The organism is Pyxidicoccus fallax, assembly GCF_012933655.1.
Taxonomy (GTDB): Bacteria; Myxococcota; Myxococcia; order Myxococcales; family Myxococcaceae; genus Myxococcus; species Myxococcus fallax.
Window position 1 is genome coordinate 1 of record NZ_JABBJJ010000077.1, and the last position, 21,979, is coordinate 21,979.

The 21,979-nt window shown below is 70.9% G+C and carries 19 protein-coding genes; 8 read left to right on the forward strand and 11 right to left on the reverse strand.

The window, feature by feature from the left end; all coding sequences use genetic code 11:
* Window positions 1–487 (reverse strand): GTP-binding protein (locus HG543_RS18020; RefSeq protein ID WP_169346030.1); only part of this gene is annotated, 487 nt, incomplete at its 3' end.
* Between the two features lie 289 nt (window positions 488–776).
* Here HG543_RS18020 and HG543_RS18025 point away from each other — a divergent pair.
* From HG543_RS18025 to HG543_RS18035, 3 genes are all read left to right on the forward strand, one after another.
* Complete coding sequence (locus HG543_RS18025; RefSeq protein ID WP_169346031.1) at window positions 777–1,313, forward strand: GNAT family N-acetyltransferase; 537 nt, start codon at window positions 777–779, stop codon at window positions 1,311–1,313.
* A 281-nt stretch (window positions 1,314–1,594) separates the two neighbouring features.
* Window positions 1,595–3,271, forward strand: a complete 1,677-nt coding sequence (locus HG543_RS18030) for a type IV pilus twitching motility protein PilT (RefSeq protein WP_169346032.1) — start codon at window positions 1,595–1,597, stop codon at window positions 3,269–3,271.
* 1 nt (window position 3,272) lies between these two features.
* Entirely contained in the window at window positions 3,273–4,379 is a 1,107-nt protein-coding gene (locus HG543_RS18035) for a type IV pilus twitching motility protein PilT (protein WP_169346033.1), read from the forward strand.
* 24 nt (window positions 4,380–4,403) lie between these two features.
* Here the strand turns inward: HG543_RS18035 and HG543_RS18040 are convergent, their stop codons facing one another.
* Entirely contained in the window at window positions 4,404–5,507 is a 1,104-nt protein-coding gene (locus tag HG543_RS18040) for a mannosyltransferase family protein (RefSeq protein ID WP_169346034.1), read from the reverse strand.
* Between the two features lie 138 nt (window positions 5,508–5,645).
* Between HG543_RS18040 and HG543_RS18045 the strand changes: the two genes are divergently transcribed.
* Window positions 5,646–6,044, forward strand: coding sequence for a VOC family protein (locus HG543_RS18045; protein ID WP_169346035.1), 399 nt, complete (start codon window positions 5,646–5,648; stop codon window positions 6,042–6,044).
* A 51-nt stretch (window positions 6,045–6,095) separates the two neighbouring features.
* Here HG543_RS18045 and HG543_RS18050 read toward each other — a convergent pair whose 3' ends face one another.
* Together HG543_RS18050 and HG543_RS18055 are read right to left on the reverse strand one after the other, a co-directional pair.
* Entirely contained in the window at window positions 6,096–6,920 is an 825-nt protein-coding gene (locus HG543_RS18050) for an SDR family NAD(P)-dependent oxidoreductase (RefSeq protein WP_169346036.1), read from the reverse strand.
* Window positions 6,921–7,002: 82 nt separating this feature from the next.
* Window positions 7,003–7,725, reverse strand: a complete 723-nt coding sequence (locus HG543_RS18055) for a class I SAM-dependent methyltransferase (protein ID WP_169346037.1) — start codon at window positions 7,723–7,725, stop codon at window positions 7,003–7,005.
* A 283-nt stretch (window positions 7,726–8,008) separates the two neighbouring features.
* On the opposite strand from HG543_RS18055, the gene HG543_RS18060 reads away from it, so the two are divergent.
* On the forward strand, window positions 8,009–8,578 hold the full coding sequence (locus tag HG543_RS18060) for a regulatory protein RecX (RefSeq protein WP_169346038.1): 570 nt from the start codon (window positions 8,009–8,011) through the stop codon (window positions 8,576–8,578).
* 1 nt (window position 8,579) lies between these two features.
* On the opposite strand, the gene HG543_RS18065 is transcribed toward HG543_RS18060, so the two are convergent.
* Window positions 8,580–9,968, reverse strand: a complete 1,389-nt coding sequence (locus HG543_RS18065) for a HEAT repeat domain-containing protein (protein ID WP_169346039.1) — start codon at window positions 9,966–9,968, stop codon at window positions 8,580–8,582.
* A 179-nt stretch (window positions 9,969–10,147) separates the two neighbouring features.
* On the opposite strand from HG543_RS18065, the gene HG543_RS18070 reads away from it, so the two are divergent.
* Both HG543_RS18070 and HG543_RS18075 read left to right on the forward strand, forming a co-directional pair.
* Window positions 10,148–11,332, forward strand: coding sequence for a cytochrome P450 (locus tag HG543_RS18070; protein ID WP_169346040.1), 1,185 nt, complete (start codon window positions 10,148–10,150; stop codon window positions 11,330–11,332).
* A 230-nt stretch (window positions 11,333–11,562) separates the two neighbouring features.
* Window positions 11,563–11,952 carry a response regulator gene (locus HG543_RS18075; protein WP_169346041.1) on the forward strand — a complete coding sequence of 130 codons (390 nt, stop codon included), beginning with the start codon at window positions 11,563–11,565 and terminating at the stop codon, window positions 11,950–11,952.
* Window positions 11,953–11,978: 26 nt separating this feature from the next.
* Here the strand turns inward: HG543_RS18075 and HG543_RS18080 are convergent, their stop codons facing one another.
* The 4 genes from HG543_RS18080 to HG543_RS18095 all read right to left on the reverse strand — a co-directional run bounded on the left by HG543_RS18080 (window position 11,979) and on the right by HG543_RS18095 (window position 17,764).
* Window positions 11,979–12,656, reverse strand: a complete 678-nt coding sequence (locus tag HG543_RS18080) for a J domain-containing protein (RefSeq protein ID WP_169346042.1) — start codon at window positions 12,654–12,656, stop codon at window positions 11,979–11,981.
* A gap of 187 nt (window positions 12,657–12,843) precedes the next feature.
* Window positions 12,844–13,650, reverse strand: a complete 807-nt coding sequence (locus HG543_RS18085) for a hypothetical protein (protein WP_169346043.1) — start codon at window positions 13,648–13,650, stop codon at window positions 12,844–12,846.
* Between the two features lie 26 nt (window positions 13,651–13,676).
* Entirely contained in the window at window positions 13,677–16,877 is a 3,201-nt protein-coding gene (locus tag HG543_RS18090) for a TonB-dependent receptor (protein WP_169346044.1), read from the reverse strand.
* Between the two features lie 182 nt (window positions 16,878–17,059).
* Window positions 17,060–17,764, reverse strand: a complete 705-nt coding sequence (locus HG543_RS18095; protein ID WP_169346045.1) for a hypothetical protein — start codon at window positions 17,762–17,764, stop codon at window positions 17,060–17,062.
* Window positions 17,765–18,210: 446 nt separating this feature from the next.
* Between HG543_RS18095 and HG543_RS18100 the strand changes: the two genes are divergently transcribed.
* The gene (locus HG543_RS18100; RefSeq protein WP_169346046.1) at window positions 18,211–19,200 is read left to right on the forward strand and encodes a ferritin-like domain-containing protein; all 990 of its coding nucleotides are present in this window, start codon (window positions 18,211–18,213) and stop codon (window positions 19,198–19,200) included.
* A gap of 4 nt (window positions 19,201–19,204) precedes the next feature.
* Here the strand turns inward: HG543_RS18100 and HG543_RS18105 are convergent, their stop codons facing one another.
* Both HG543_RS18105 and HG543_RS18110 read right to left on the reverse strand, forming a co-directional pair.
* Entirely contained in the window at window positions 19,205–20,950 is a 1,746-nt protein-coding gene (locus tag HG543_RS18105; protein WP_246357123.1) for a hypothetical protein, read from the reverse strand.
* Between the two features lie 8 nt (window positions 20,951–20,958).
* Complete coding sequence (locus HG543_RS18110; protein ID WP_169346048.1) at window positions 20,959–21,609, reverse strand: hypothetical protein; 651 nt, start codon at window positions 21,607–21,609, stop codon at window positions 20,959–20,961.
* Between the last annotated feature and the right edge of the window lie 370 nt (window positions 21,610–21,979).

A 21,979-nucleotide genomic window follows, 5' to 3' on the forward strand; every position in this document is an offset into this window, starting at 1 on the left:
CCTCCCCACCCCGCCGCCGGGCCGCTTCGATTTCCGCTTCCGTCCGGGCGTCCGGCAAATCCCGCTTGTTGAACTGGATGACGACGGGCACCTGGTCCACGTCCAGGTTGTTCTCCTTCATGTTCTCCTGGAGGTTGCGCCAGTAGGTGTTGTTCTCCGCCGTGGCCGTGCGCCGGCTGTCGGCGATGAAGGCCACCCCGTCCGCCCCCTGGAGCACGATGCGGCGCGTCGCGTTGTGGATGACCTGGCCGGGCACGGTGAAGAGCTTCACCTTCACCTTGAAGCCGGAGGAGGTGGAGAAGAAGACGGGCAGCAGGTCGAAGAAGAGGGTCCGGTCATCGTGGGTCTCCACGGTGAGCAGGCGGCCTCGAATCTCGGCGGACGCCCGGGCGTGGAGATGGCGCAGGTTCGTCGTCTTCCCGCTCAGCCCGGGCCCGTAGTAGACGATCTTGAGCGTGAGCTCTCGCTGGGCGTGGTTGAGTTGCAAGGGCGGGACTCGGGCGGGCCAGGGGCGAGGTGGGCGCACCCGACCCTCGCACACGGCCCGGGTTTTTATAGTGGGAAGCAGGCCCACGCGGAAGCCCGGAAGGATTCCGGGCATGGAAGCAGGGCTCATCCCTGGAATGGGCTGAGCGCATGGGGGGTTTGGCGGAGTCCGGCTCCTCACAATTGAGGAAGACAGTCTCCTCACTTGTGAGGACAATGTGCGCGGAATCACCGCGTGCACGGGTGCCGGGAGAGCGGTTAGGATCTCAGCTCGACGGAGGAGCAAGGCGATGACGATGAAGCAGGTGGACCCGGGCGTGGAGACGACTCCAGCGCCGGTGCTGGATGTGGCGGGCCTGCCCAACGACTTGATGACGGCGGTGAAGTTCACCGCCCCCACCGACGAGGACATGACGGCGGTGGCGACCCTGCGCGCCGGCTCCGAACCCTGGAAGACCCGGGGTGAGACGCCGGAGGACAGCCTCAAGGCGCTGACCCAGCTGAAGCCCTACATCCACGTGGCGAAGGTGCAGAACCAGGTGGTGGGCTACGTGACGGTGGAGCGGGACGGCCCGGTGCCGGGCGCGGCGTACCTGCGCAACATCGTGGTGAAGCCCGAGCTGCGCCGGAAGGGTCTCGGCCACGTGCTGCTGGAGCAGGCGCTCAAGGCGGCCCGGGACATGTACCGGAAGACCATCGCCCTGCGGGTGGACCCGTCCAACTCGGCGGCGGTGAGCTTCTACCGGAAGGCGAACTTCACCACCGTGGCCACGGTGGTCTCGAAGAAGTCCGGCAAGCTTCGCCTCCTGATGTCCCGCGAGCTGTAGTCGGCGGCAGCCGGCTCTCGGGCGGGAGGTCCGTGCCTCCCGCCCCCCGCTCCGCGCGGGCCCTGGCAGCCGGGCCCCGGAGCCTGTGACTCCCACCGTGTAACCCACACGTTCTCCGGGTCTGGCGACCGGGCGGCGGATGACACCGCCAGGCGGTCGCCTGCCCGGAAGCTCTCGGGCCGGAGTGCGAGCGGACGGGCGTCACCCTCGGGTGACGCGCTCCGGGCGGATTGTCGATTATCCTGCCCTCCCCCCGTCCCCGTGGTCTGGATGGCCCTCGCATGAAACCCCTCGCAGAGCTGTTGCGGCATCTGGCGCGCCCTGGCGTCACCGAGCTGACCCTGGCGACCGGCCGCCCACCGATGATCCGCGGCAGCAACGGCTATGAGCCGTTGGACCCCACCGCCGTCACCGCCGAGGACGTCACCCGCGCCCTCCAGGCCATGGTGGGCGTGGCCCGCGCCAACACCGTGACGGAGACGCCGGTGCAGTGGTCGGTCAACGCCAACGGCCTGGGCGCGCTCTCCATCGCCGCCATGCGCAAGGGGGACCTCGTCCACCTGCGGCTGACCCGCGCCTCGGAAGGCGCGCCCGCGCCCGCCGCCGCGCCCGCGCAGCAGGCCGTGCCCGCACCAGCTCCGGCCGCCGCCCCGCGCGCGCCCGCGGCTCCGGCGGCCCCCGCGCCCGTGCCCGCCGCCGCGCGTCCGGCCCCCGCGGCGGCCCCGGTGCAACAGGCCCGGGCCCCGGAGCCCGCCGCGCAGCCGGCCCCCCGCGCCACCTCGCTGCCGCGCGCCTTCACCCAGACGCCGCGGGAGCTGACCGTGCTCCTGGAGTCGGCCCGGGGTCTCGGGGCCAGCGACGTGCACGTGGTCGCGGGCCGTCCCGCCCTCTTCCGCCTCGTGGGGGACCTGGTGCCCCAGGGCGAGCCGCTGGACCCGGCCCGGGTGGAGCAGCTGCTGCTCCCGGTGGTGCCCGAGCGACTGCGCCCGGTGCTGGAGAAGGACGGCAGCTGCGACTTCTCGCTGGAGTCGCCGGAGATGGGCCGCTTCCGCGTCAACGTGGGCCGCCAGCGCACCGGGCTCAAGGGCACCTTCCGCGTGATTGCGCGCGAGGTGCCCACGCTGGAGTCGCTGGGCCTGCCCATGGACATCGCCAAGGCGACGCACCACCACCAGGGCCTCATCGTCATCACCGGCCCGTCCGGTCACGGCAAGACGAGCACGCTGGCGGCCATCGTGGACATCATCAACCGCGAGACGACGCACCACGTGCTCACGGTGGAGGACCCGGTGGAGTTCGTCCACCCGCGCAAGAAGGCGCTCATCAGCCAGCGCGAGGTGGGCTCCCACACCCGCACGTTCGCCAGCGCGCTCAAGGGCAGCCTCCGCGAGGACCCGGACGTCATCGTCGTGGGCGAGCTGCGCGACACCGAGACGGTGCGCATGGCGCTGGCGGCCGCCGAGACAGGCCACCTGCTCATCAGCACCATGAACACGCCGAGCGCGGCGAAGACCATCGACCGGCTCATCGACCTCTTCCCACCCGCGGACCAGCAGCAGGTGCGCCTGTCGCTCTCCAGCGGGCTGCGGCTCATCGTCAGCCAGCGGCTCTTGCCGGCCGCGGACGGCAAGGGGCTGGTGGCGGCGGTGGAGGTGCTGCCGGGCTCGGTGGCGCTGGGCAACCTCATCCGCGACAACAAGACGTTCCAGATTCCCTCGCTGCAGCAGCGCGGCAAGAGCCTGGGCATCGTCCGCTTCGAGGACTCGCTGGCGGAGGTGGTCCGCTCCGGCAAGGTGAAGCTGGAGGTGGCGAAGGCGTTCGCGGACAACCCGGACGAGCTGGAGGCCGTGGTGACGGGCAAGCGCCCCGGCACCACGGTGCCGGCCCCGGAGACGGCGCAGGACAGCGCGCGACTCTTGAGCAAGATGGGCTCGCTGATGGGCAGGAAGGGCTCCTGAGATGACCACGCCTCGTATCGCCACCCTCTTCGACACGCTGCTGGACCAGAAGGGCAGCGACCTGCACCTGAGCGTGGGCTACCCGCCCCTGGGGCGCATCCGCGGCGAGCTGGTGCCGCTGCGCGAGCAGCCGCTCACCCAGGCGGAGATGGAGGCGCTGCTCTTCGAGCTCGTCACGCCGGAGCAGCAGCGCCAGATTCAAGAGGAGCTGGACCTGGACTTCGCCTACGGCTACGGGACGAAGGCCCGCTTCCGCGCCAACTACTTCAACAAGATGACGGGGCTGGCGGCCGTCTTCCGCACCATTCCCAGCAAGGTGCTGTCGCTGGAAGACCTCAAGACGCCCGAGGTGGTGCGCAAGCTGGCGGACCGGCGCAATGGGCTGGTGCTGGTGACGGGCCCCACCGGCAGCGGCAAGTCCACGACGCTGGCGGCGATGATCAACTACATCAACCACACCCGCCCGGCGCACATCCTCACCATCGAGGACCCGGTGGAGTTCGTCCACGAGTCGCGCAAGGCGCAGGTGACGCACCGCGAGGTGGGGCCGCATGCCTCCAGCTTCGCCACGGCCATCCGCTCGGCGGGCCGCGAGGACCCGAACGTCATCCTCATCGGCGAGCTTCGCACCAACGAGACGATGAAGCTGGCGCTGCAACTGGCGAGCTTCGGCGTGCTCGTGTTCGCCACGGTGCACACCAACAGCGCGCCGGCCACCATCGACCGCATCATCAACTCCTTCCCCGCCGATGAGCAGGGGCAGGTGCGCGGCATGCTGGCGGAGAGCCTCGCGGGCATCGTCGCGCAGCAGCTCATCAAGACGGCGGACGGCAAGGGCCGCGTGGCGGCGCTCGAAATCCTGGTGGGTGGCAGCGCCATCGCCTCCATGATTCGCGAGGGCAAGGTCTTCCAGATTGCGTCCAAGATGCAGGCCGGCCAGGGCCAGGGCATGCAGACGCTGGACATGCACCTGGAGCGGCTGGTGAAGGACGGGGTGATTACCCCCGAGGCCGCGCTGGAGAAGGCGCAGGACAAGGAGAACCTCGCCAAGCTCATCTCCCGCCTCAAGCCGGAGTGGGAGGTGCCCGAGTCGCTGAAGTCGCTGTGAGCCGGGGCCCACCCGTGCCCCGGGCTAGTTGATGGGGTACGAGTGGACGAAGAGGAAGACGAGCATGCCCTGGAAGAGCGCGAAGCCGAGCACCACGGGCCCTCGCAGCGCGGGGTGCCGGCCCAGCCACGCGCCCAGGGGCAGGAACGCGGGCCACACCGCCGCGCTGTAGCGGCCCAGGCCCACCAGCCCCACCGTCCACAACACGAGCATCAGCGGGATGCCGAAGGCGGCCAGCGGCCACCAGCGGCGGTGCCTCGCGAGCAGCAGGGCACCCACTCCCGGGATGAACGACATCGCCACGTAGAGGTTCACCTCGGGGGCCCAGTTGCCACGGAGCCAGTTCCCCAGCCCGGACCAGGCGCCCGCCCACTCGCTGTTGCGCACCTTCCACCAGAGCTGCGGGTCTCCGAACTGGCGCCAGAGGTAGACGAAGTAGAGCGACGTCATCACCAGCGGCAGCGCCAGCGCGAGGATGTCGCGGTGGAACCACGCCCGGAGCCCACCGCCGCGTGAGCGAAGCTGCTGGAACAGCAGGGCCAGGCCCGCCACGAGAGACAGGTGACGCGCCAGCCCTCCCAGGCCCAGGGCGAGCGCCGCCAGCCAGTGCCGCCCCCGCAGACTCAGCAACACCGAGAGCGCGGTGAGGCACACCAGCCAGGACTCGGGGTAGCCCGCGGAATGGAAGAAGGCGAACGGGTAGGCCGTGAAGAGCAGCAGGGAGACCCGGGCCGTCTCCTCGTCCTCCAGCGAGCGGAAGAGCCGGTACAGGACGATGAGCCCCAGGAGCCCGCCGAGATTCGCGATGAGCACCAGGGCGACCGGGATGCTCAACCCCGTGGCCTCGTGCAGGAGCCGCCCCATCAGGGGCAGGAGCGGAAAGAAGTTGGTGGCCTGGGGACGCACGTAGCCCTGCTGGGCAATCTCCGTGTACCAGCCACAGTCCCACCGGCAGAACGCGTCCAGCCCCGCGAGCCCCACCTGCTTGAAGGGCGCCCGGTGCAGCTGGTCATCGAACACGAGCGACACCCGCGCGAGCAGGAACAGCGCCAGCCGGCTGAAGAAGAAGAGCCCGACGGGAAAGGCCAGCTCCGCGCCCAGGACGCGCAAGCGGGTCATCCACCCCATGAACACACGGCCTCCCGCACGACGATACGAGTCCAGCCCACGGATGCCAGTAACCGGCCCACCTTCTTGCACAGCCCGGGGCCCGAGCGAAGGACGAACCCGCGGGCCGGCGGCTACAGTGCGCCGCCGGAGGCGCACATGAGCCAGGACAGCAAGCCGGTGGGAAGCGTGGGCTGGACGGACCTCACGGTGAAGGACGCCGTGGCGTTGAAGGACTTCTACCGGGACGTCGTCGGCTGGAAGGCCGTGGGCCTGGACATGGGCGGCTACGAGGACTTCCTCATGATTCCGCCCGGCAGCGACGCGCCCGCGGCCGGCATCTGCCACGCGCGCGGACCGAACGCGGAGCTGCCGCCCGTGTGGATTGTCTACATCACCGTGGAGGACCTGGACCGCAGCCTGGAGCGCGTCGCCGCGCTGGGCGGCAAGGCCCTCGGCAAGGTGCGCTCCGCCGGCCCCATGGGCCGCTATTGCGTCATCGAGGACCCGTCCGGCGTGGTGTCCGCCCTGTTCGAGTCCGCGAAGAAGCAGGGCTGAGCCGCCCGGGCCCCGTCATCCAGCAACGGGGCCGCTTCCGAGCCCGGCGTCTCACGAGTCGTGGGACGCCTTCGGGTCCTTCTCCGACATATGGCGGTGCATCGCCGTCTTCGCCGCGTCGGGGAGCACGCGCGAGGCGGCGGCCATGACCTTGTTGGTCAGCGCGCCGGCGACGACCTTGTCCTTGCCCGCCATGAGGGCCTCGAAGCCCTCGCGAGCCACCTGGGCCGGGTCGTCCTTCTCCTGCTGGCCCACGCGCGTGTCGTCCATGCCCGCGCGGTGGAAGAAGTTCGTCTCCGTCGGGCCCGGCATCAGCGCGGTGACGGTGATGCCCACGTCCTTCAGCTCGTTGCGCAGCGCATCCGAGAAGGACAGCAGGAAGGCCTTCGACGCGCCGTACACCGCCTCCAGCGGCGCGGGCAGCACGGCGGCGATGGACGACGTGAAGAGGATGCGCCCCGCGCCCCGCGCCACCATGTCGCGCACCACGCGCTTGGTGAGGTGCACGGCGGAGGTGATGTTGAGCTGGATGAGGTTGAGCTCGGCCTTCAGGTCCGTCTCGCGGGCGAAGTCACCGCCCACGCCCACGCCCGCGTTGACGGCGAGCACGTCCACCGGACGCCCCAGCGACTGGGCCTTCTTGTAGAGCTGCTCGACGCCGTCATGGGTGGCCAGGTCCACCTGGAGGGCTTCCACGAGCGCGCCGTTCTGGGTCGACAGGTCGGCCTGGGCGCGGGTGATGCCAGCGTCCTCGGCGGCGATGAGCACGTCGAAGCCATTCTGGATGAACTGCTTCGCCAGCTCGAAGCCGATACCACTGGAGGCGCCGGTGACGAGGGCCAGGGGACGGGTTCCGGGAGAGGTCTTCTGGGCCATGAGTGGGTCCTTCATGCGGGGAATGCTGCGGTGCACTCATGGGTGGGGACGGGGCAGGCTCCGGAAAAGGGCAGCAGGCTCGTCACTGGAGCGGCCGACCGGACGGGCCTCCATCCGTCGAAGCGAGCGAGTAGACGAGCAGGTGCTGCCAGGGCAATCCGTCGAAGCGCTGCACGCGCCTGAATCCCGCCGCCTCCAGCTCCGCGTCCACCTGCGCCACCGACATCTTGTGCTCCTGCTTGATGGGGACGTTCGGGTCCTCGGCGCGGAACTCCACCAGGGCCACGCGGCCTCCCGGCGCCAGCGCGCGCCGGAGCTTCGCGAGCATGCGCTCCGGCTCGGCCAGCTCGTGGAAGACGTCCACCATCAGCACCAGGTCGAGCTGTCCGTCGGGCAGGCCCGTCTCGTCCGGCTTCGTGAGGACGGGTGTCACGTTGTTCAGCCCCGCCGCCTCCACGTTGGAGCGCAGCCGAGAGACCATCTCCTCCTGGATGTCGGTGGCCCACACATGACCGCCAGGAGCCACGCGGCGCGCGAGCCGCACGGTGTGGAAGCCCACGCCCGCGCCCACGTCCGCCACGCGCATCCCGGGCTTCAGGCCCAGGGCGTCCAGCATCACCTCGGGCTGCTCCTCGGCCTCGCGCTCCTCGCGCGTGAGCCAGTCCGCGCCGAGCCACGACATGGGCTCCGCGGGCACCCGCGTCCGCGCGGGCGCGGCGGCGGGTACGGGAGGCGGAGGCGCCGGTGTCTCGCGCCGGCAGGCGGGAAGGGACAGCAGCAGGAGGGCCAGCAGCGACGCGCGCATGGGGCCTCCCTAACGGCCATCCCGCGTCGCCGCCGGGAGTACGGGCACCAGCTCACCAGCATCCCGAGCAGGGCCCCGACATCGCCGCCAGGCGTACGGGCACCAGCTCACCAGCATCCCGCTCTCACCCAGATGACCAGGACACCCGGCTGGCCACCGCCCGAAAGCGCACCACATCCCTCGGAGCGGGCATGGAGCCGCCCGGCTGCCCGGGAGCCCCTACCCGCCTGGGAGTCACCCCGGGCTTCTGAGCGTCAGACCCGGGTGGTAGACCCGTTCCGTCATGGACGAGGCGCGGGAAGGACAGGACAGGAAGCCGGCGGGGCCCCGCAAGCCCAAGCGGCCTCGCAAGGTGTCTCCGACGTACCTGGAGAACGCCGCGCTGCACTACCTCAAGCGGTACGCGGCCACGCAGAGCCAGCTCAAGCGCGTGCTCATGCGCCGGGTGGACAAATCCCTCAAGTTCCACGGAGGCGACCGCGCCGAGGCGCTCGGGTGGATGGACGCGCTCGTCGCCAAGCTCGTCCGCAACGGCCTCCTCAATGACGAGGCCTATGCCCGAATGAAGGCCCACTCACTGCGCGCCTCGGGCCGCAGCACGCGGGTGATTGCGCAGAAGCTGCGGCTCAAGGGCGTCTCGGCGGAGCTCGTCACCCAGAAGCTCGCGGACGCCACAGCCGAGGTCTCCGACGAGGAGGCCGCGCGCATCTGGGCCCGGAAGAAGCGCCTGGGCCCCTTCCGGAAGAACGCCAGCACCCGCGAGGAGAACCGCCAGAAGGACCTCGCCGCGCTGGCGCGGGCCGGGTTCTCCTTCGGCATCGCGAAGAAGATCATCGACTCGACGCCCGAGTAGCTCACTGCGTCTGGCGCGACAGCCATGCCTTCCACTGCTCGGGGGCCTCGTGCTTCTCCCCCGACAGCCGCTGGAGGATGAGGACCGCCGGCTCCCGGAAGTGGGGCAGCGCGAAGCCGGCATGGGCCACGAGCGACGCGCCCAGCCGCTGGATGAGCGTGGCCCGCAGCGCCCGCACCGCCTCGGGCTTCATGTCGTCCAGCAGCATCTGGAGCAGGTAGAGCGACTTGCTCCGGTCCGTCCCCTCCGGCATGGAGATCGCGTCCACCACCACGTCCACGTCCACGAGCGGGCGGTCCGCGGCCTCCTGGACGGCGGTGAGCACGCGCAGCACGTTGTTGCGCACGCCTCCGTCCGGGTCCCGGATGAACGGCACGAGGCTGGCGACGACCTGCTCCGGCGTTCCCGCGTACGCCAGCACGAAGGCGGCCGCCGCGCGCTTCTCCGGGTTGGCGTCCTCGCGCAGCACCTTCACCACCGCGTCCCTCAGCACCGGCACCCTCTCGACGAGGACGGGCTCCAGCGGGGCGAACTCGGGGTGGGCGAAGCCCCAGATGCAGTGCGCGACCCGGCAGGCCGGCCCCTCCTCCTGGTTGAGCGCCCCTCGTTGGAGGAGCTCGAAGCCCCGCTTCTCGTAGGCGCGCCACCGGGCGACCAGCCCCTCCGGGTCCTCCGGCGTGCCCTTCGGCGCGGGCAGGAACCGCAGCCGCTCCGTATCCCCCGTGTCCACGAGGTCCACGGTGATGTACGCCCGCGCCTCGGTGGGGCTGTCGAGCCAGTAGCTGAGCGACACGTCCGCCCAGGCCAGGTCGTACCGCTTGCGCAGCTCGGCCGCCTTGTCCTGGAAGAGCGCCCTGCTGTGGACGAAGGGCTTGCCCGTCTCGACTCCGAGCAGCGCGAGGACATCCCCCGGTTCCACCTGACGCGAGCCGTACGTGTCCACCGCGACGAGCACCGGGACGGGCATGGGCGGGTACTCCGCCTTGTCGCGGTTCGTCTGCACCGCCGCCAGCACGTCCCCCCAGCCCGGAAGCGCGTGGAGCGAGGCCAGCTCCGGATCCAGCTTCAGCTTCTCCGCGTTGAAGTAGCCACGCGCCACCGCGAGCTTCGCCTCTTCCAGCGCCGGGGCCGGCTGGCCGGCGAGCGCGAGGCAGCTCGCGGCCTCGTAGTGGGACCCGGCGCGGCAGTCATCGTCACCACAGCGCGCCACCCGCTGGCGGTACAGCGCCGCGCAGCCCGGGTAGTCGCGCGCCTCGTAGGCCGCCTCGGCCCGCTCCAGCAGCGTCTCCGCGCTCACGGGTTCTCCGGCGGCGGACTCCGGCGGCTTCTCGGGGACATGGGCACAGGCCGTGCCCAGGGTGAACAGCCACGCTCCCAGCGACTTCCGCATCGCGCTCCTCCTCGTTGGGGCTCCCATCGTCGAGCGGACCGCGACGGGGACGCAATCCCCCACCACAGCCAGCCGGACCGGCCCCCTCCGTATCCCTTCTGGAGCCCCTGCACTCGCGAGCCCGCGGTCCGCCGCCGCGCCGGGGCCCCGCCGCCGCGACCCACACCCCGGAGATGCCGTTGCAGACGTACGACCTGTTCGCCCCCACCAACGACGCCGAGCGCCATGCCCTCTACGCGCGGATGCGCGCCGAGCCCGGGCTCTTCCGCATCGAGCCCTTTGGTGCCTACGCCGCCGCCCGCTACGAGGACGTGCGCACCCTCTTCAAGGATGCCCAGCGCTTCTCGTCCGAGGCGCTCGCGGTGACGGCCGAGCCGCCCTGGCTGGGGCCGAACCCCGTGGCCCAATCGCTCCTCACGCAGGACCCGCCGCGCCACACCCAGCTTCGCGCGCTGGTCAGCCGCGCCTTCGGTGCCGCCGGCATGGCGCGGCTGGAGGCCCAGGTGCGCCAGGAGGCGGAGACGCTGGCCGAGGCCGCCGTCCGCCAGCGCGAGGTGGACTTCGTGGACGCGTTCTCCTTCGTGCTGCCGCGCAACATCATCGGCCGCATGCTGGGCCTGGACCCGTCCACCTTCACCGAGTTCAAGCGCTGGTCGGTGAACATGAGCCTCATCAGCTCCGCCGTGCCCTCGCAGCACCAGGGCATCCGCGACACGGTGAAGGAGATGGAGGCGTACCTCGGAGACATCATCGCCGCGCGCCGCCGCGCTCCCGGCGACGACATGGTGAGCGACCTGCTCCGGGCGGAGGTGGATGGACGCCAGCTCACCGACGCGGAGGTCATGTCCTTCCTCTTCCTGCTGCTGCCCGCGGGCATGGAGACGACGACGCAGCTCATCGGCAACGCGGCCATCCTCCTCGCCCGCTTCCCGGAGCAGTTGGCGCAGGCGCGCGCGGACCGGACGCACCTCCCCCGCTTCGTCGAGGAGGTGCTCCGCTACGAGTCCCCCGTCCAGTTCGCCTTCCGCATCGCCATCGCGGACGTGGAGCTATCAGGCACGCAGGTGCCCGCGGGCAGCCTGGTGATGGGGCTGGTGGCCGCCGCCAACCGCGACGAGCGCGTGTTCGAGCAGCCGGAGCGCTTCCTGCCCGGGCGGGACAAGGGCAACCAGCACCTCACCTTCGGGCACGGCGTGCACTTCTGCCTGGGGGCGCAGCTGGCGCGCATGGAGGCCCGGTTCGCGCTGGAGGCGCTCGTCCCGCGCATCCGCGAAATCCGCCTCCGCTCCCCGGACATCCAGTGGCTGCCCGGCCTCACCATCCACGGGCCGCAGGTGCTCCCGGTGGACCTCGTTCCCGCCTGAGCCCGCGCCCTCGCGTCACGTCCCGGGGGCCGGGAGCTTCCTCGTCCTCCCCGTGTCCGGAGCCGACCGATGTGACGGCGCCCCGTCCCAGGTCGGCCCCCCCAGGCTCCACCGTCCGCTCCGCGCCCGCATGAGCCTGCGAACAGAAAATGCCCGTTCACATTCCCGTGCTCGCGGTCCTGTCCATATGAACGGGGCGCGAGGGCGCCCACTGATGAACGAGGCGCACCATGAATTCACATCCCAGGGTCCTGCTGGTCGATGACGACGGTGACCTGCTCGAGGTCTATACGCTCGTCCTGGAAGACATGGGCTGCGTGGTCACCACCGCCAGGGATGGGCAGGAGGGGCTGGCCCGGGCGCTCGCGCAGAGGCCCGACCTCATCATCACCGACCTGAACATGCCGCGGATGAACGGCCTGGAGCTGTGCCAGCGGCTGCGCGAGGACGAGTTCCTGCGCTTCGTCCCACGCATCCTCCACAGCAGCGAGCCGCTGTTTCGCGCGCCCTACGGCGAGGTCTTCCTCCAGAAGGATGGCGACCTGGCGGGCTTCCAGTACCGGGTTGCCCTCAGCCTCCGAGGAGGGCGCGACGGCCCGGAGCTGGCCTCCGTGGCCTGACGGCACCGCGACCGCGCGAGTGCTTCCTACCCCCGCCGGCGTCCGCTCCGCGCGGGGGCCTGGAGGCTGGCGAAGGCGGCGTTGATTCTCTTCGTCTCCGCCTCCGCCACCTCGCGCAGCTTCGGCCCCAGCCCCGCGACCTTGTCCGGGTGGTACTGCGCGAGCAGCGCGTTGCGCGCCGCGCGGGCCTCCTCGAAGGTGGCCTGCGGCGACAGGCCCAGCAGCGTGTACGGGTCTTCCACCGGCTCCGGCGGAGGCTTCGCGCGCGAGGCCCGCTTCGCGCGGTTCTTCAACAGCCGCTCCATGTCCACCAGCTTCACGCGCGTGAAGATGGCCTCGTTGCGCTCGCGCTGCTTGAGCCGCACGTAGCCGTGCTGCGACAGCGCGCTGATGAACACGTTCACCGCCTGCGCCGCGAGCGCCTGCGTGTCCAGGTTCTGCGTCGGCTCGCTGCGCCAGCTCAGCTTCCCGTCCGCGAAGATGAAGACGTCCCCGGGCCGGGCGTCCTCCGCCACGCGCCGGAGCGCCTCGAGGCTGGCCGATGCCAGCCGCACGTCCGCGGACCACGCGGAGATGCGCTCCGCCAGGTCCTGCGGAAACGTGCCGTCCGAGTCATCCGTGCTCGCGAGCACCACCGACGTGCCGGTCCGGTGGGTGAAGCGGGAGAGCTCCGTCGCGGTGCCGAAGAAGGGAACCGAAAGCATGCGCAGGACCGTGCCGGGGCCACCGTGGCGCCCACCCCCGGCGAAGCGGCGCGACGATGTAGCGTCCCGCGCGCGAAATGTCGAGATGGGTCCTGAACGCGCGAGCACTCCCCTCTGAAAACGACGGGGACCGGTGGCCCGATGTTCCGGGCTTCCGGTCCCCGCTCGCGTCAGCGCGATGCGCGCGTCACGGTTGTTGCTGGTCCGACGGAACCTCGCCCGTGAGCACGCAGATGAGCGCGACGGGGTCGCACTTGACGGGGAACAGCGGATTGATTCCGGAGCCGCGCAGCCGCCCCGCGTCGTAGTCCGCGTACGGGTCGCACGCGGCCTCGTTGACACCCCCATCGGCGGTCCCGCAGCGCACCACCGGCCAGATGCCCTTGACGTTGTAGTCCGCCGTGCAGCCGTTCTCCGTGTAGCGCAGGTCCGCGGTGAACTGCGTGCCCGGAATCCCTGGCGTGTTGTAGATGCGCAGCTTGCTCCACTCGTAGGCGTAGCTCTGCGCGGGAAGCGCGGGCGGGCCGCCATCCTCGAGCGTGCCGCCGTCCGGCAGCCCCGCGGGCGCGGCGGGCACGTCCAGCCGGGCGGGTGACAACTGGGGGACGTCGCAGAAGTTGTCCGGCCCCGGCGCCTCGCTGGCGAACGAGCCCACCGAATATGTCCGGTGCGAGGTGTCCGGGTCTGGCCGGGAGGCGAAGCTCGAGACCAGCCTGCCCATCCGCTCACTGCGCACGGCGACGGAGTCCGGTGCGTCCGGCGTCTCGCCGAAGAACTTCTGCAGGCCCACCGGCTCTGGCGTGAGCTGCGCGCAGGCCCGGTCCGGGTTCTGCCCGGGCAGCAGGGTGTACGTCGTCGCGAACGAGCCGACGCCGTTGTTGACTCTCGCGCGGGCCACCACGCACTGCGGCTCCGGCTCTTCCGTGCCGCACGCGCCCACGGCGACGGCGGCCGCCGCCACGCCCAGGCTCAATCCCATCAATCGAAGCTTCATGGAGGTGTCCTCTCGAGGGGCCGGGCTCAGAAGCTGAGCCTCGCGCCGAGGCGGATGGAGCGCGGCGCCTGGTACGCCGTCGGCCGCTTGAAGTTGGGGTTGAGGTCTTCGTTGGCGATGCGGCTGGTGCCGCCGATGGGGATGACCCGGCAGTCCGCGCTGTCCTTGATGAGGCAGGCCGAAATGTCCCTCGGCGAGCCGCCCTGCTCGATGGGGAACACCTGCGTGAGCGTCACCGTCTGGTCCACGGCGGTGTACTGCTGGAAGTTGAAGAGGTTGAAGACGTCCAGGGACAGGTTCAGCACGTAGTCGCCCGCCAGCTTCTGGTTGATGCCCACGTTCGAGTCGATGTTGTGCACCCAGGGCAGGCGGCCGGCGCTGCCACGGGGCAGGATGAACGTCTCCGAGCCACTGCGGCGCGGGTGCGCGCCCAGGTAGTTGAGCGGCGTGCCCGAGCGCCCCCGGTAGCTGGCGCCCAGGACGACGCTGGTGCGGTCCGTCAACTGGAGTTCGCGCGCGCCGAAGGCCTTGAACACGTGCGTGCGGTCACCGGGCAGCGGCCCGTCGCGGTTGGTGGTGAGCGACAGCAGGTCGAAGTCGCGCGTCAGGTTCGGCGACAGCTGCCCGGTGTCCGCGCGGAACAGGCCGGAGTAGTTGCCGCGCAGCTTGGACCACGTGTAGCTGGCCTGGGCCAGCCAGCCGTTGGAGAAGAGCTTCTGGTAGTACAGGTTGACCGCGTCGTAGTCGCGGCGCGCGAGCGGGAAGTCCGTCGAGTAGCCCTGGCCGGGGTTGCCCAGGAAGAACGTGCTGCCGTCGTCACGGCTCATGTCCTCGATGACGTTGTTGAGGACGCGCCGGGTGTACGCGACGCCCACGCGCCCCAGCCCCAGGTCGTACTCGCCACCCACCATGATTTCGTCCGAGGACTGGGCGCGGATGTCCGGGTCCACGGGCACACGGTCGCCACCGCTCGCGTCCCAGTACTGGTTGGGGCGGTCGCTGTTGGTGCCGAGCGGCCGGCGGTAGCGGCTGTCGGTGCACCCCGTCAGCAGGGACTCGCGGTTGCTGGGGTTGCACCCCGTCGCCTCGTAGGTGGCGGACAGGAGCTGCTGCTGCGGGAAGGACAGGTCCGCCAGGTCCAGGGGCACGTTCTCGTAGAAGCGCGCGAAGTTCACGAACAGCTTGGAGCGGCCCTGCTGGGTGAAGTCGTAGATGGCGCCAATGCGGGGCGACCACTGGTTGGGCAGGTGCAGGCCCACCTTGTCATCCAGGCCCCAGATGGTCTGCACGTCGTAGCGCAGGCCCACGTTGACGGTGACCTTGTCCAGCACGGACCAGCTGTCCTGGATGAAGCCGCCCAGCGTCATCGACGTGGACGTGCCCTCCTTGCTGGCGAGGAACACCGGCGTGTCCGGAGAGGACAGGTAGCCGTACTCGTCCACGCTGGCGAAGCAGGTGCCATTCGTGCACTCCTGCCAGGGGGTGCGGCCCGTGCGCGCGCGGTTGTTGTAGAAGCTCGTGCGCTCCGCGTCGAAGCCGGCCTTGATGATGTGGTGGCCGAGCGCCTGCACGAGGAGCGTGCCCATCACCTTGCCCTGCACGCGGTCCAGCTCCTGGACGCTGATGGTGTTGGGGCCGCCCGTCGTATAGGTGCTGACGGGACAGTTCCTGGACTGCTCGGCCAGCGTGGCGCCACAGACGGACGGGTCGGGCAGCGACTCGAACTCGGTGATGGAGTGAAAGCCCGGAGCCCCTGAGCGGCGCCAGAGGACGCGGGACTGACCGGCCAGGCCCTGGGTGGAGCCCAGCGCGGAGCCGTCCGACGGGAGGATGTCGTCGGCCTGATGGTGCCAGCCCAGCGTGGCGTCGAGGAGGAGCTTCTTGTCGAAGAACGACGAGGCCTGCTTCGCGACGATGTCCAGCACGCCGTTGGAGCGCCGGGTGGCGATGGATTCGTAGGCGCCCTGGACGAAGCCGGTGCAGGACAGGCCGATGCACACCTCCGGGTCGCCGTCGCGGCTGAAGGAGTACCTGCCGCCGCCACCGGACGAGCGCGGCGCGCCGAAGACGGACACGGACAGGTTGTGGTCGGGGTTGAAGAGGTACGTCAGCTTGCCCAGGTACTGCACGCTGCGCTCATCCGCGAAGCGGCTGGTGCGGGTACCCTCGATGGGCGTCGCCAGACCGAAGCCGGTGGTCGGGTCCCTGCGCCGGGCGCCCACCTCGTCGCAGCCGTTGGCCGGGTCCTCCACGTCGCAGATCTCCAGCTTGCTGAGCTGGCGGTCCACGCGGATGCGGTTGAAGGACGGCGCGACGCCCACGTAGAACCAGAGCTTGTCCTTGAGGATGGGGCCGCCCAGGTCGAAGCCGAGGTCCCCCTGGTTCCACGGAGTGCCCTGCGCGGAGATGACGCTGCCCTCCTGGCGGATTTCCCGGCCGGAGCGCTGGAGGAAGCCCGGCGCCATGTTGGCGAACACGGAGCCGTGGAACTCGTTGGAGCCGGACTTGGTGACGACGTTGAGCACGCCGCCGGTGGAGCGGCCGTACTCGGGCATGTAGCCGCCGGTGATGACGTTGACCTCCTGGACGAACGACACCGACAGCGGCGTGCCCAGGGTGCCCACGCTCGGGTCGTTCACGGACAGGCCGTCCACCACGTACTGGCTCTCCGGCGAGCTGCTGCCGCTGACGCTCACGCCGTAGCGGTCCTCCACGGCGCCCGGGGCCAGCTCGGCCAGCGACTCGAAGGAGCGCGAGGCGGAGCCCTTGGTGCCCGGGCGGATGACGGCGATGTTGCGCAGGAAGTCCGCGTCCACGCTGAGGCCCGCGGTGCTGGAGCCCACGTCCAGCGTGGGCGCGGCGCTGACGGAGATCGTCTCGCCCAGCGACGAGGGCAACAGCTGGATGTTGACGCGCACGGTGCGGTCCAGCCGCAGGACGACGTCGCTGCGCACAAAGGGCTCATAGCCCTCGCGCTCCACGCGCAGGGTGTACGTGCCCGGCGGCAGCTGGGGAATCCGGTACAGGCCGCTGGAGTCCGACACCACCACCTGCTCGCCCTGGAGGCGCGGCGACGTGGCCGTCACCACCGCGTCCGCGAGTGGCTTCTGGTCGGCCGCGTTGGAGATGGTGCCGGTGATGACCGAGGTGCCCTGGGCGAATGCCCCCACACCGCATAGCAACATCGCGAGACACAGCCCGCGAGCGAGACCCACGCGTCTGGACAAAGCTGACTCCCCTCCAAGGTAGGGAGCCCCACTCTGTCTCAACTCACGAGAAAGCAACAATACTGAAAATACCGGGCAGCTGAGACATCACTGACAGTGCGTCTCCTCTCGTGGAAGGGGACGCATTGACGCCGGGAGTCATGCGGGCGCGGACACGGGAGATGCGCCAGCGTCCGGGCGCCTCACCGTGCGGGGCGCTGCTCGCGCAGCCCCTCGCGCCACAGCGTGAACACCGCCTGCCCGCAGCGCCCCGAGACGCCGGCCCGGGCGCGCGCCACGCGGACCTCGTAGCGGAGGCCATCCAGCGTGAGCGGCATCGCCTCCCCGAGGCGGACGACCGCCGGAATGGAAGTTCCATTCCGCGACCGGGTCGCCTCGAAGCGCAGCCGGACACCCCGTGTGCGAGCGCCCTGCTCCGCCGCGCAGCCGGCTTCCTCCCATTGGACCCGCAGCTCCGGGACGAGCCCCGGGGGCAGCAGCACCTCGCCTGCCGCGGTCGTCGGTCCGCTCGGCACGTTGAGCAGCAGGAGCCGGCCCTGCTCGTCGCGCAGCGTGTCGCCCGCGAGCAGCGCGGGTTCCTCGCCGTCGCTGGACATGCAGCCCGCCGGCTCGCGGTGGCTCGCCCACGTCACGGTGCGCCCCTTCAGGTCCGCGAGCACGTCCGGCACCGTGAGGCTGAAGCTCACGCCGCCGCGCACCGGGCCCGACTCGTACTCCAGCACCGAGGCCCACTGGTCGTTGTAGCGGTACGCGCCCTGGAGCTGCCGGGCCACCGTGAAGCGCCGCTCCAGTCGTGAGCCCGCGCGCCGCCCGGCCGCGTCCTCCGGTTCCTCCTTGAAGGCCACGTCCACCCGCGCCTCGCGCCACACGTCGGCGCAGGGGTGCACGGGTTCCGTCGATGCAGGCGACGCGACCGCCACTCCCGCCTCGGGAGTCACGAGACCCGACCGGGCCCCGGCGGTCGAGACCGGGCCCGCGTCGGGGTTCATGGCGTCAGGACGTGCTCGACAGCCCGCGAGACCGAGGATGAGCAGGGAACATCCCAGCCTCCACGCGACACGCCCACGCCTTCCAACGCCGTGCGGCCCGCGCATCCGTGGAAGGTCCCGCGTCAGAAATCCCAGCGCCTGGAGTGCTTCCATGAACGCCCTCCTCCCGAGGGTCGAGACCACCCCAAGACATCGCAGTCGTGGCACGCTCGCCATATCTCTCGTGGCGACATTCGGAATTCTGAGGGGACTCCTCCTGTCACGCGGGGTGCTTGCCCATGGCCTGACACATGCAATCAGGCGGGTCGGGCCGGCAGCGCAGTCATCAGGTGCCAGGAGCGTCCATGTCCCGAAGCAAGGTCTCACTTCTTCCCGCCAATCCCCTTCTGCGTCACACCGTGTCCCGGCTGCTGGTCGCCGTTCCCCTGCTGACCCTCGTGGGCTGCGGCTCCGGCGAGGAGGAGGGTCCCTGCTTCAGTCGACAGACTCCGTTCACCGAGAGCTTCACCGGCGCCACCCTGGCGGATGGCGGCGTGCCCCAGCAGGAGGACTGCATGGCGCTCTGTGAGGTGAAGAAGTCCTACGGCACCATCGAGTCCTGCAATGTCAGGGTCGTCCCCGCCTCCGACGCGGGCACCGGGGCGACCGTCTCGGTGCTGGATTGCCGCGGCTTCTATGAAACGTGCTCGGACGGACGCAAGCCGGAGGGACTCCAGGAGCCGCGGCTCGACGCGCACTGCTCGCTGGGCGCGCTCTTCGCCCGGATGGCCTGGCTGGAGGCGGCGTCCGTCCCCGCCTTCCTCCGGCTCGCGAGGGAGCTGAAGGCCCACGGCGCGCCCGAGGTGCTGGTCCGCGCCGCCCGGCGCTCGGCCGGGGAGGAGGTCCGCCACACGCGCGCCATGACGGCGCTGGCCCGGCGGCATGGCGCCTCCGCGCCCGAGGTGGAGCTTGCGCCGTTCCCCACCCGCTCCCTGGAGGACATGCTGGTGGAGAACGCGAAGGAGGGCTGCGTCCGGGAGACCTTCGGCGCGGTGGTCGCCGGGTGGCAGGCCCGCGCGGCGGAGGATGCGCGGGTGCGGGAGGAGTTCGAGCGCATCGCCGAGGACGAGCTGCGCCACGCCGAGCTGGCCTGGGCCGTGGACGCGTGGGCCGCGGAGCTGCTCACGCCCGAGGCGCGCCAGCGGGTGCGCGACGCGCGTCGCGAGGCCTTCGAGGAGCTGAAGCACCTGCTCGCGCGCCAGGAGCCCGACGCCACGCTCGTGCGTCAGGCGGGAATCCCCTCGCGTGACGCCGCCCTCCAGCTCCTCGGCGGGCTGGAGGTCCTCGTCGCGTAGCGCCTCACGGGCACTCGGCGTAGAGCCCCGTGCCGTCCGGGGACACGTGGAAGTCCCTGCCCTCCACCTGTCCCCGGGCGAGCAGCCGCTCCCGCTTGCGCCGCACCGCCTCCCGCTTCACCGCCTCCGGCCGCTCCACGTGCGGCACGAAGGGCTGGAGCCGTGCCGGCCCGCCCTTGTCGTCCGGCGCGTACGCCGCCAGCACCGTGCGCCGCTTCACCGGCCCCGTGCCGTCGTCCGCCTCGCCGCTGTCCGAGAAGTCCAGCGCCAGCGAGCCCCACTCGTTCACATCGCAGTCGCACGAGCCACACCCCGGGAAGCCGCAGCCCAGGAACTCGTTACGGCACTCGATGCACTCCGCCTTCGGCGAGGCACTGCACGCCGCGCACCCGTTGCCTCCGAACGAGTACGAGTGCCACCCCGAGTGGCTCACGCCCGTGAGCTGGTAGCGGTAGTTCATCACGCTGTTGTGCACCTCGCTGTACTGCCCCGCCGCGTCGTTGCCGTTGTGGCTCAGCGAGAGGTTGTGCCCCAGCTCGTGGATGAAGGTGCCGCGCTGCTCGGCGGCGCTGGGGCTGCTCCAGCACCCCATGCTGATGATGACGTCATTACCCAGCATCTCCGCCCGCCCGGACGAGCAGCTCGTGAGGCTGGAGTGCCGGTTGGCCCACACCACGTAGTGGAAGTACGGCCGCCGCTCGGGGTTCCCCGAGGAGAAGTAGCTCGCCTTCAGCGAATAGAAGTCCACCCCGCCGCTGCACGCGCCGTAGCAGACCACCTCGTGCCAGGGCAGCGCGCCGTCGATGAAGGCGTGCAGCCGTATCCCCGAGTCCTGGGAGAACACCGCCGCCGCGTCCGCCACCAGCGCCGCGTAGGGCTGCCGCGTGAGGTACGGGTTCGTCGGGTGCTGCATCCAGTCCACCTCCACGTAGAGGTCCCTCACCGAGGGGCTCCCCCACTCGGAGAACGAGAAGCCGTCGTTGCCGAACAGCTCCATCGCGTCCGGCACCATGTCCCCGTCCGAGTCCTCCTCCTCCGCGTTCAGTCCGACGAGCGGCTCCAGCGCGTCGGAGATGCCGTCCTCGTCCTCGTCGTTGTCATCGAAGATGGTGGACCACAGCTCCTCGTCGTGGATGAAGCTCGCCGTCCCCGTACTGCCCGGGTAGCGCCCCACCACCACCCGCTGGCCGCCGCCGTTCTGCGCGCTCGCCGCGACGACGCGCGGGTAGTGCTTCGGGCCGCTGTCGTCGTCGTGCTGCAGGTACTCCGTGTTGGAGCGCAGCAGGAAGAGGAGGTGGTCCCCCGCGTTGGGAGTGGTGGACGAGGCCCGGAAGGTCTCCTTCGCCTTCCACGTGAAGGAGATGGGCACGCCGCCGAAGGGCTGGTTGGACAGCAGCAGCGTGCCGTTGCGGTACACGCTCGCGGTGCCGCCGCGCCCGTCCGCGTACGCGCGCACCCACACGCGGTAGTAGCCCGAGTCCGGCGCGGTGAAGGTCACACACGAGCGCGTCGACCCCGAGCAGTCGTCGCTCACCGCCACCTGGCTCCAGCCGTTCCTGTCGCGCAGCACGTGCAGCACCGTGTCCGGCGCCGTGCCCGTCAAATCCCGCGTCTCGAAGGTGTAGGACTGGCCGGCGTCCAGGTACGTGCTCAGCCAGATGAAGCTGCCCCAGTCGCGCGGGGCCACGTAGTGCGGCACCGCCAGCGCCACCGCGGGCGCCAACAGCACCAGCGCGTGGAGTGCTGCCATGAATGCCCTCATCGCGTCTCCTCCCGGCCGAAGAACCACTCCTTGAATGCGTCCTGCTGGCGGGCCTGCTCCTCGGGGGGCAGGTCCTTCCACTTCCCCCGCTCCTCCGCGAGCGCCCGCTGGTAGCGCGCGTCCACCTCTCGTGCCCGCGCGTCCGCGGCGGAGGGCTCGGGCGGAGTGGCCAGCTTCGCGGCGAGGTTCAGCGCGGCCAGATAGCGACGCTCCTTCTCCGCGCGCGTCTGGGGCGTCGCGTCCTGGAAGGCGCGCTCCGTGCGGGCCACGAGCGCCGCCAGGTCGTCCACCGGCTCCTCGCGCAGCAGCGCCTCCTCGTCCGGCGTCAGCGGCACCAGCGCCTGCTTCGCGAAGCGGGCCAGCGGCGCCGGTTCCTCCCGCGCGCGCGCCACCTCCACCGTCACGCCCTCGCGGCCCCGGGCCAGCTCCACCTGGAGGCCCGGGCCCTGCGCGTCCTTGCGCTCGGGGGGCGCGGCCTCCGCCCGTGCGACCGCGGGAGCCTCCCGACGGGGATGGCCCTCCGGCGCCGGGCGCGGCGGCGCGTCCTCCAGCATCCATGTGGGAACCAGCAACGGAACGCCGGCCGCGAGCATCACGATGCCCAGCACCACGCCGCCCAACCCCACCATGTCCCACCGTGCGCGCATGCATCCCCCGCTCGCTGCCACGCAGCCTTAGCGCCATTTACCGGCCAACTCAAACCTCCCGCGTGTGTCCCGTGACACCCATGTGCCGCGACTGTCCCGTGCCAGGACGCGTGCCCCGTCCTTCCGGACAGTCCTCGGCGGTCCGAGGTGAACACTGGCGAACCCTCCACGGCACGGCCCCGTCCCGGAGCACGCGCCATCCGGGACACCTCGGCATTGCCACCTGGCGCTGGGAGGCGGCCTCGCGGCCCGCGGCTGAGCAGCAAGGTGCGCGCGTGGGTTTCCGTCGGCCCCCGCCCCCGGGCATCGCCGTGGCTCATGACGGCGCCGCGCGTCCCCACGCGGCAGGTCTCCTTCCCCGGGAGCGGGC

What these genes read in the sequence shown, in the direction of transcription:
- HG543_RS18025 (WP_169346031.1), top strand. Translation starts at nt 777, where the DNA reads ATGACGATGAAGCAGGTGGACCCGGGCGTGGAGACGACTCCAGCGCCG.
- HG543_RS18030 (WP_169346032.1), top strand. Translation starts at nt 1,595, where the DNA reads ATGAAACCCCTCGCAGAGCTGTTGCGGCATCTGGCGCGCCCTGGCGTC.
- HG543_RS18035 (WP_169346033.1), top strand. Translation starts at nt 3,273, where the DNA reads ATGACCACGCCTCGTATCGCCACCCTCTTCGACACGCTGCTGGACCAG.
- HG543_RS18040 (WP_169346034.1), bottom strand. Translation starts at nt 5,507, where the DNA reads ATGGGGTGGATGACCCGCTTGCGCGTCCTGGGCGCGGAGCTGGCCTTT.
- HG543_RS18045 (WP_169346035.1), top strand. Translation starts at nt 5,646, where the DNA reads ATGAGCCAGGACAGCAAGCCGGTGGGAAGCGTGGGCTGGACGGACCTC.
- HG543_RS18050 (WP_169346036.1), bottom strand. Translation starts at nt 6,920, where the DNA reads ATGGCCCAGAAGACCTCTCCCGGAACCCGTCCCCTGGCCCTCGTCACC.
- HG543_RS18055 (WP_169346037.1), bottom strand. Translation starts at nt 7,725, where the DNA reads ATGCGCGCGTCGCTGCTGGCCCTCCTGCTGCTGTCCCTTCCCGCCTGC.
- HG543_RS18060 (WP_169346038.1), top strand. Translation starts at nt 8,009, where the DNA reads ATGGACGAGGCGCGGGAAGGACAGGACAGGAAGCCGGCGGGGCCCCGC.
- HG543_RS18065 (WP_169346039.1), bottom strand. Translation starts at nt 9,968, where the DNA reads ATGCGGAAGTCGCTGGGAGCGTGGCTGTTCACCCTGGGCACGGCCTGT.
- HG543_RS18075 (WP_169346041.1), top strand. Translation starts at nt 11,563, where the DNA reads ATGAATTCACATCCCAGGGTCCTGCTGGTCGATGACGACGGTGACCTG.
- HG543_RS18080 (WP_169346042.1), bottom strand. Translation starts at nt 12,656, where the DNA reads ATGCTTTCGGTTCCCTTCTTCGGCACCGCGACGGAGCTCTCCCGCTTC.
- HG543_RS18085 (WP_169346043.1), bottom strand. Translation starts at nt 13,650, where the DNA reads ATGAAGCTTCGATTGATGGGATTGAGCCTGGGCGTGGCGGCGGCCGCC.
- HG543_RS18100 (WP_169346046.1), top strand. Translation starts at nt 18,211, where the DNA reads ATGTCCCGAAGCAAGGTCTCACTTCTTCCCGCCAATCCCCTTCTGCGT.
- HG543_RS18105 (WP_246357123.1), bottom strand. Translation starts at nt 20,950, where the DNA reads ATGGCAGCACTCCACGCGCTGGTGCTGTTGGCGCCCGCGGTGGCGCTG.
- HG543_RS18110 (WP_169346048.1), bottom strand. Translation starts at nt 21,609, where the DNA reads ATGCGCGCACGGTGGGACATGGTGGGGTTGGGCGGCGTGGTGCTGGGC.